This is a genomic window from Natronococcus jeotgali DSM 18795 (assembly GCF_000337695.1).
GTDB lineage: Archaea > Halobacteriota > Halobacteria > Halobacteriales > Natrialbaceae > Natronococcus > Natronococcus jeotgali.
In genome coordinates, this window is sequence record NZ_AOIA01000014.1 from 1 (window position 1) to 5,884 (window position 5,884).

The 5,884-nt window shown below is 64.1% G+C and carries 10 protein-coding genes; 8 read left to right on the forward strand and 2 right to left on the reverse strand.

From position 1 onward, the window contains the following. The first annotated feature begins 1,005 nt into the window (after positions 1–1,005). From C492_RS00405 to C492_RS00420, 4 genes are all read left to right on the forward strand, one after another. On the forward strand, positions 1,006–1,254 hold the full coding sequence (locus C492_RS00405; protein ID WP_008419463.1) for a hypothetical protein: 249 nt from the start codon (positions 1,006–1,008) through the stop codon (positions 1,252–1,254). A 196-nt stretch (positions 1,255–1,450) separates the two neighbouring features. Then, on the forward strand, positions 1,451–1,771 hold the full coding sequence (locus C492_RS00410; RefSeq protein ID WP_008419464.1) for a hypothetical protein: 321 nt from the start codon (positions 1,451–1,453) through the stop codon (positions 1,769–1,771). Between the two features lie 31 nt (positions 1,772–1,802). Then, positions 1,803–2,213 (forward strand): hypothetical protein, encoded by a 411-nt coding sequence (locus C492_RS00415; RefSeq protein WP_152424772.1) that lies wholly within the window; start codon positions 1,803–1,805, stop codon positions 2,211–2,213. A 2-nt stretch (positions 2,214–2,215) separates the two neighbouring features. Next, complete coding sequence (locus C492_RS00420) at positions 2,216–2,521, forward strand: hypothetical protein (protein WP_008419466.1); 306 nt, start codon at positions 2,216–2,218, stop codon at positions 2,519–2,521. A 12-nt stretch (positions 2,522–2,533) separates the two neighbouring features. On the opposite strand, the gene C492_RS24060 is transcribed toward C492_RS00420, so the two are convergent. Continuing rightward, positions 2,534–2,677 carry a hypothetical protein gene (locus tag C492_RS24060; RefSeq protein WP_160166955.1) on the reverse strand — a complete coding sequence of 48 codons (144 nt, stop codon included), beginning with the start codon at positions 2,675–2,677 and terminating at the stop codon, positions 2,534–2,536. A gap of 109 nt (positions 2,678–2,786) precedes the next feature. After that, positions 2,787–3,050 carry a hypothetical protein gene (locus tag C492_RS00425; protein ID WP_008419467.1) on the reverse strand — a complete coding sequence of 88 codons (264 nt, stop codon included), beginning with the start codon at positions 3,048–3,050 and terminating at the stop codon, positions 2,787–2,789. 235 nt (positions 3,051–3,285) lie between these two features. Between C492_RS00425 and C492_RS00430 the strand changes: the two genes are divergently transcribed. The 4 genes from C492_RS00430 to C492_RS23265 all read left to right on the forward strand — a co-directional run bounded on the left by C492_RS00430 (position 3,286) and on the right by C492_RS23265 (position 5,814). Beyond that, positions 3,286–3,522 (forward strand): hypothetical protein, encoded by a 237-nt coding sequence (locus C492_RS00430; RefSeq protein WP_008419468.1) that lies wholly within the window; start codon positions 3,286–3,288, stop codon positions 3,520–3,522. Beyond that, positions 3,519–3,662 (forward strand): hypothetical protein, encoded by a 144-nt coding sequence (locus C492_RS24065; protein ID WP_160166956.1) that lies wholly within the window; start codon positions 3,519–3,521, stop codon positions 3,660–3,662. Before C492_RS00430 ends, C492_RS24065 begins: the two co-directional genes overlap by 4 nt. After that, positions 3,659–3,925, forward strand: a complete 267-nt coding sequence (locus C492_RS26000) for a DUF7563 family protein (RefSeq protein ID WP_152424773.1) — start codon at positions 3,659–3,661, stop codon at positions 3,923–3,925. The genes C492_RS24065 and C492_RS26000 overlap by 4 nt, the downstream gene beginning before the upstream one ends. A gap of 869 nt (positions 3,926–4,794) precedes the next feature. Continuing rightward, positions 4,795–5,814, forward strand: coding sequence for a hypothetical protein (locus tag C492_RS23265; protein WP_160166957.1), 1,020 nt, complete (start codon positions 4,795–4,797; stop codon positions 5,812–5,814). Positions 5,815–5,884: the final 70 nt, after the last annotated feature.

Sequence of the window (5,884 nt, forward strand, 5' to 3'; positions counted from 1 at the left end):
CGGCGGTCCGTCGGACTAGCGTCCGTCGTCGGCTCGGTGGTCGCTCGGTCGGAGAGCTGCGGCACCGTCTCGAGGGAGTGAACGTGGGGTGTTCGTAGGGCTGCTACTGCTTTCCTCTAGCCCGGCCACCGTGTTTCTCCCGGCCGCCGGCGTCACCGATCCAGTCTAGCGCTCGAGCGGAGCCGATCGCCGTCTCGGTCCGGCTCTCGAGCTCGGTTGATCGACGTCGAGACCGGGAGCGAATGAAGGGGTGTTCGTAGGGCTGCTACTGCTTTCCTCTTACTCGGCCACTGAGTTCCTCGAGGTCGGTGGCGTCGCCGGCCTGATCCCGCTCTCAAGCCGGGCCGGTCGACGTCGCGATCGGGCCGGTCGGTGCCGTCTCGAGGGGAGCGAATGAAGGGGTGTTCGTAGGGCTGCTACTGCTTTCCTCTTACACCGGCCCCGCGTTCCTCGCGATCGACGTCGCTCTCGTCTCGGTCGGGGGCTCGGGCTCGGTTGGTCGACGTCGGGATCGGGAGCGAATGAAGGGGTGTTCGTAGGACGTCGATACTGGATTCCCGAGGGGCGCGAAGCGCCCCGTTCACACGCGGGGGATGCTTATCCTGCCAGCGCGCCGACCGGCGGGAGGCGCGCGTCGCGGTGCGGTCGGGGCCGGTGCCGCTCGCGGTCGGATCGAGCTCGAGAGCGAGTGAGGTCGCGACGGTTGGGCTACGCCGGTGCAGTTGGAAGGGGTAGCACCGTGGACGTCCCGATCTAGCGGCACCCGCTCGACAGCGCCGGGGCCTGACGTTATTTCCCACAAACCGGTCGGCCAAAGAATCGTGCCCAACGGTTTCCGGTAGGGTGGGGAGGAGAGGCTCGGCGGGAGTGACGTCGATCGCCACCGGTACCTCGAGGCGATCGGCCGGCCGGAACGTCCTCGCGGGCGTCGCCGGCGACGTTGGTTACTGAAATAGTACCTAAATTATATATGGGAGGGGCCCTGACCGGGGTCGACCGCCACCTATGAGCGATCAAACGACCGTCTCACTCCGACCGTCTCACAAGCCGGCGGTTGACGAGGCTCAAGAGGCGCTGGCCGACCGGCTCGGGTTCCGACCAACGAAGGGGCAAACGATCGTTCACGCCTGTCGATCGATCCTCGGCGACGTCACGCACGACGAGGCCAATGAGCTCTTGGTTCTCACGGACAGCGAGGCGTTCGAGGAGTTCCTCGGTGCCGACGGTGACCTCGAGAGCGAGGCGAGGCCGTGACGGGAGGCCTACACTGGCCCGCCTGTAGGGGTAGGCGTCGTGGAAGGCCCGATCTAGCGGAAACCGCCGGACAGCGCGGGCTCCGGTCGTTATTTTCCCTGAACCGCCCGACCAAAGAATACCACACAGCGGTTTACATCCGAGTGAGGGGAGGGAAATATTGCCAGCGCCGGCGCCAGGTCCCGCGGAGGTCTCGATGAGCGGCAAGCAGCAGACCGTCGGGGACTATCTCGACGGGACCGGCGACGCCGGTCGCGATCAGGGCGCCGGTGACGACGCCGATCGCCTCGAGGAACTCGAGGAGCGGGTGGCGGAGCTCGAGGACGCGGTTGAATCGATCGCGGGCCACGTCTCCCGAGCGCTGGATCTTCTCGAGGCACAGGGCGATCTTGACGGGTCGACCGAAGGAACGGACGGCGGCAGTAACGTTGGTTGCAACCAGCGTGCCGGCGTTGACGGGAACGACAAGCATCTCACCGACGATTCGGACGCGAGTGCCGGGAGGGGGGTCTACTAGCCCTCTCTGGCACAATCAGTAAACACGACTTATGAGCGGAAACACCAACAACGACGACGAGAATGGACGAAATGGACGAACGACAAGTGACGTGTGGGGGCGCGGTCAGCTGGTCTCCGACCCCGACGAGAAAGCGGCGGAGGATGGGGAGAGCAGAAGTAAAGCGTTCGACGAGGCGATCCCTCGAGGAGACCGCAACGAGGTTCTTCGCGAGGAAATTGGGAAAGGAAACGCTGACGCCGCTCGAGAGTTCCTCAAGAATGACATTGAGGACGACGTCGAGCAGTACGAGGACTACGCCGAAACGTTTCTCGAGGCTTTCCCTGATGCGCCGGAGTGGGCCGCTTATCTCTCAGCGAAGGTCGACGAGAACGCGGCGGACCTCGAGGCACTGAAGGCGGCGCTCGAGGTGGAAGAAAAGCAGTCGTTCGGAACTCTGTAAAAATGACACCAGACACCAGCACGCTCGAGGCAATCGCGGACCGCCGCTCGAGACAGAGTGGCCGGGGATCGAAGGCGAACACGATTGAGGGTGGCCCGGTCACACAGCGGTATCGACAGCTCAAGTCGCGCGCCGACGACCTCGAGGAGCGAGCCAAGGCCATCAAGAATAGCGGCGAAGGACCGACTGCGAAGGAGAGCAACCCGGAACTCGCCGAGGCGATCAATGATCTCGTGGACCGGATCGGCCAGTTAGATGAACGGGTCGGGAAGGTATCGGAATCGTTCAGCAAAACGCGGTTCCGGTAGCGCCCTCCCGATTCACTCGACGTCGTCACCGAGCTCGGGGAGAGCGGCCGCCGGCATCGTGTGGCCGCACGGAGCAACGATCGCCTCGCTCGGTCCGAGAACGGTCACGGAGACGATCGGCTCGTCACAGCGCGGGCAGGTCGGCCGGCCGGTCACCGGTGGCTCTCCTCGAGGAGAGGGCTGATCGCGAGCTCGGTAGCGTGGGCGATCGCCGAGACGGCGATCAGCAACACGCCGGCGCCGATCATGGAGGTAGCGAGCTCCATCAGTCGTCGTCACCGAAGCGGCACCCGTCTCGGTGGCTCGTGAACTCCTTGCGGCCGGTGAGGACCTCTCGACCACAGTCGCGACAGCGGACGTACGAGAAACCGGTGAGGCCGCCGTACTTGTTGTACTCCGGGAATGGTCCCTTCCACGGGTCGACGTCCTCGCTCTCGAGTATCTCGCTGTCGTCGAGGGTCTCGCGGGCGGTGGGTTCGTTGCTCGGTTCTCCGTCAGATTCAACCGCGGTTCGTTCGTAGGTCGACATGGTTGTTGATTCCAAGACAGCCGACCGCCGCGGTGTCCTACCACCGGGGCGATTCTCCGAGACGTTGATCGCCTCGAGCGGCCGGTCTGTCTCTACCTATTGGTAGTGGCCAAATGGACTTAAACCTTCTCCTTCTTTCTGTGGCCAATTGGTTCTATCCAATAGGCTTTTCACCCACCGCTCCCTATTTGGATATGCCAACAGAGCCATGAACACCGACACACAAGCGGCCGGTATGACTCGCGAACGCGACGATACCGGTCAGTACGTCGAAACGGTCGGGCTCGAGGACGTTCTTCAGGTTTTCGACGACGTCAGGGGGCCGGTAGTCACCTCGAGCGACGTCGCTGACGCTCTCGACTGTACGACCGAGGCCGCCCGGCAGAAACTCACACGGCTGTACGACCGCGGAGTAGTTGACAAACGAAAGCCCGGCCGAACCGTCGTCTACTGGCGAGTGGACGGCGAATGAGTCCCGAGCTCGGTCTCCTCGAGCAGCTCCTCTTGGTCGTTGGGCTCCTCGCGTCGGTCGGGGCGCTAGTCGAGGAAGCGCGGTGGCACACGGATCGCGCCGGCGCCGGCGACGGTTTCGAGGACGGTGGTGCCGAGTGACGGTCGAGTGTCTCGACTGTGGGGCTCCGGTATCGGACCGTTTCGCTCGAGTGTTCGGCGATCGCGACGACGTCGTACACCACTGTCACAACTGCGTTACGTACCGAGAGGTACACTCTGGCGCGGNCCGTTTCGCTCGAGTGTTCGGCGATCGCGACGACGTCGTACACCACTGTCACAACTGCGTTACGTACCGAGAGGTACACTCTGGCGCGGTGGCTGGCCTTAATCACGCTCGGGAGGTTGCGACAAATAACACCTGAAAAGTTAAGACGGATTGATCTAACACGTAAACGAACGGTAGAACACAACGCTCGAGACGGTCTCCCGACCGCGATCGCGACGGCCGCGGCTCGGGAGTGTTGAACCGAACGGGAGGACCGGACTGGCATCCGGCGACCCTCCCTGAATTGCGTGGAGTGCAAGTACGCCCTTCGGGAAGAAGGACGGTCCGAAAGGACGTAAGTCCCGACCCTTTGGACGGCTACTGATTCGACCGGCGCCGACAAATCAGTTTCGCTCGTCTGCCTCTCGGGGAAGCGTACGGATTCCACGTTCTCGACGACGCTATCCCCAAAATGACGACAGAGAACACGACGACGACGCGAGAACAGAGAGAGAACGAACGGGCTGACGGGGGCGCTGATCGCCTCGAGGGTCGCGACCGTCGCGGGGGCGACGGGGGCGATCGCGAATGACGACGCGAGCTGATCCGACGTCGAAGCGAGCTCGGTCGCGCTCGCGTGGCGGGATCTGCTTCGAGACGGACGGGCCGGACGGACGTCGCCGGGTAACGATCCGGGAGGACGCTGATCCGTCGGACGTCGATCACATCATGTCTCGAGAGCCGGATGCTCGGTCGTTCGACGACGAACTCCCGAAGGGGCCGATTCCGGGGACGGGAGAGCTCGGTGACGACTGTGGTGAGGACGTCCCGATGTTCTGTCGTGACGAGGGGTGCGGACACACGACTACTGTCGGATCGACGTGCCGGCGCTCGCGGTGTCCGCGTTGCTGGCAGTCGTGGGCGTTCCACCGCGCCAAGAAGTGGATCGGGAAGCTCGAGGGGCTCCGGTCGAAGCGACCGAAGACGGCGAAGGGCGGGCCGTTCTTCCATCACGTCACGGTGTCGATGGCCGACATCGGGCTCCGGTTCGATTCGGAGGACGCACTCGGTCGGGGGTTCGACGTCGTCAAGTCGCTGTTACAGAAGGTGTTCGTAGACACGGGGCTGATCGTGTATCACCCGTGGCGGATCGCGAAGGAACACCGGGGCGACGTGATGGGTCACAGCTCGGGTGACGGGGAGCTGACTTGGAAGGACGTCCTCGAGCTCGCTGAAAGTGAAGGGCGGTCGTGGGAAGGGATCGTAGAGGAGTATCTGGTTTATGCGCCGCACTTCCATGCGATCGTACTGTCTGATACGGTCTCGGGAGTGGTGACGGAGTCGATCGAAGCGGAGACGGGGATAGTCGTTCACCGAATCACGCCGGGCGATTCGAACGTCTCAATCTACGGGATAGAGGAGCTCGCGAAGGTGACGGCGTACTGCTTGTCTCACGCGGGACTCATGGAAAGCGAGAGCGGGTATCGGGTGGCGATGCGCGGGTTCGGTGAGTTGCACAACTACGGGGCGCCGATGTGGGCCGAGCAGAAGGGCGTAGAGGCGCTCCGGGATATATCGTACCAAGTGCTTGGCGTAGACTTCCAGCGGCCGACGTGCGACGCGCCAGCGCCGGAGGATCGCGAGGGAAGCGAGCCGGGGGGATGTGGGTGCGACCATCATCACCCGGACCCGCGTTCGACGGGTCCCACGCCGGCGCCACTCTCGTCGAGCTCGAGCTCGGGAGCTGGATCGGGGTCGGTCTCGCGATCGCCGACGTCGTCTGACCCGTCGCCGGTGGTCGCGGACGGGGGCGATCCCGATGGACGGTCGGCGACGTCCTCGAGCTCGGGAGAGTGTTGCGGCTCCCCGCTACTCCCGATCTGGAAGGCGCCGGAGTATCTTGACGATGCGGAGTGGGTCGAGAGCATAGGTGAGGACGCGGAGGGTCAGCTGAGGGGCGCGTACGACGAGTGGACGTCGAAGGGCAAGCCGAGGCCGGAGGACGTACCGGACCCGGAAGTAGTCGACGGCGGTCCGTCGGACTAGCGTCCGTCGTCGGCTCGGTGGTCGCTCGGTCGGAGAGCTGCGGCACCGTCTCGAGGGAGTGAACGTGGGG

Coding starts and splice junctions, on each gene's coding strand:
- C492_RS23265 (WP_160166957.1), top strand. CDS start 4,795: ATGGCCGACATCGGGCTCCGGTTCGATTCGGAGGACGCACTCGGTCGG.
- C492_RS00415 (WP_152424772.1), top strand. CDS start 1,803: ATGAGCGGAAACACCAACAACGACGACGAGAATGGACGAAATGGACGA.
- C492_RS24065 (WP_160166956.1), top strand. CDS start 3,519: ATGAGTCCCGAGCTCGGTCTCCTCGAGCAGCTCCTCTTGGTCGTTGGG.
- C492_RS00410 (WP_008419464.1), top strand. CDS start 1,451: ATGAGCGGCAAGCAGCAGACCGTCGGGGACTATCTCGACGGGACCGGC.
- C492_RS00420 (WP_008419466.1), top strand. CDS start 2,216: ATGACACCAGACACCAGCACGCTCGAGGCAATCGCGGACCGCCGCTCG.
- C492_RS00425 (WP_008419467.1), bottom strand. CDS start 3,050: ATGTCGACCTACGAACGAACCGCGGTTGAATCTGACGGAGAACCGAGC.
- C492_RS00405 (WP_008419463.1), top strand. CDS start 1,006: ATGAGCGATCAAACGACCGTCTCACTCCGACCGTCTCACAAGCCGGCG.
- C492_RS00430 (WP_008419468.1), top strand. CDS start 3,286: ATGACTCGCGAACGCGACGATACCGGTCAGTACGTCGAAACGGTCGGG.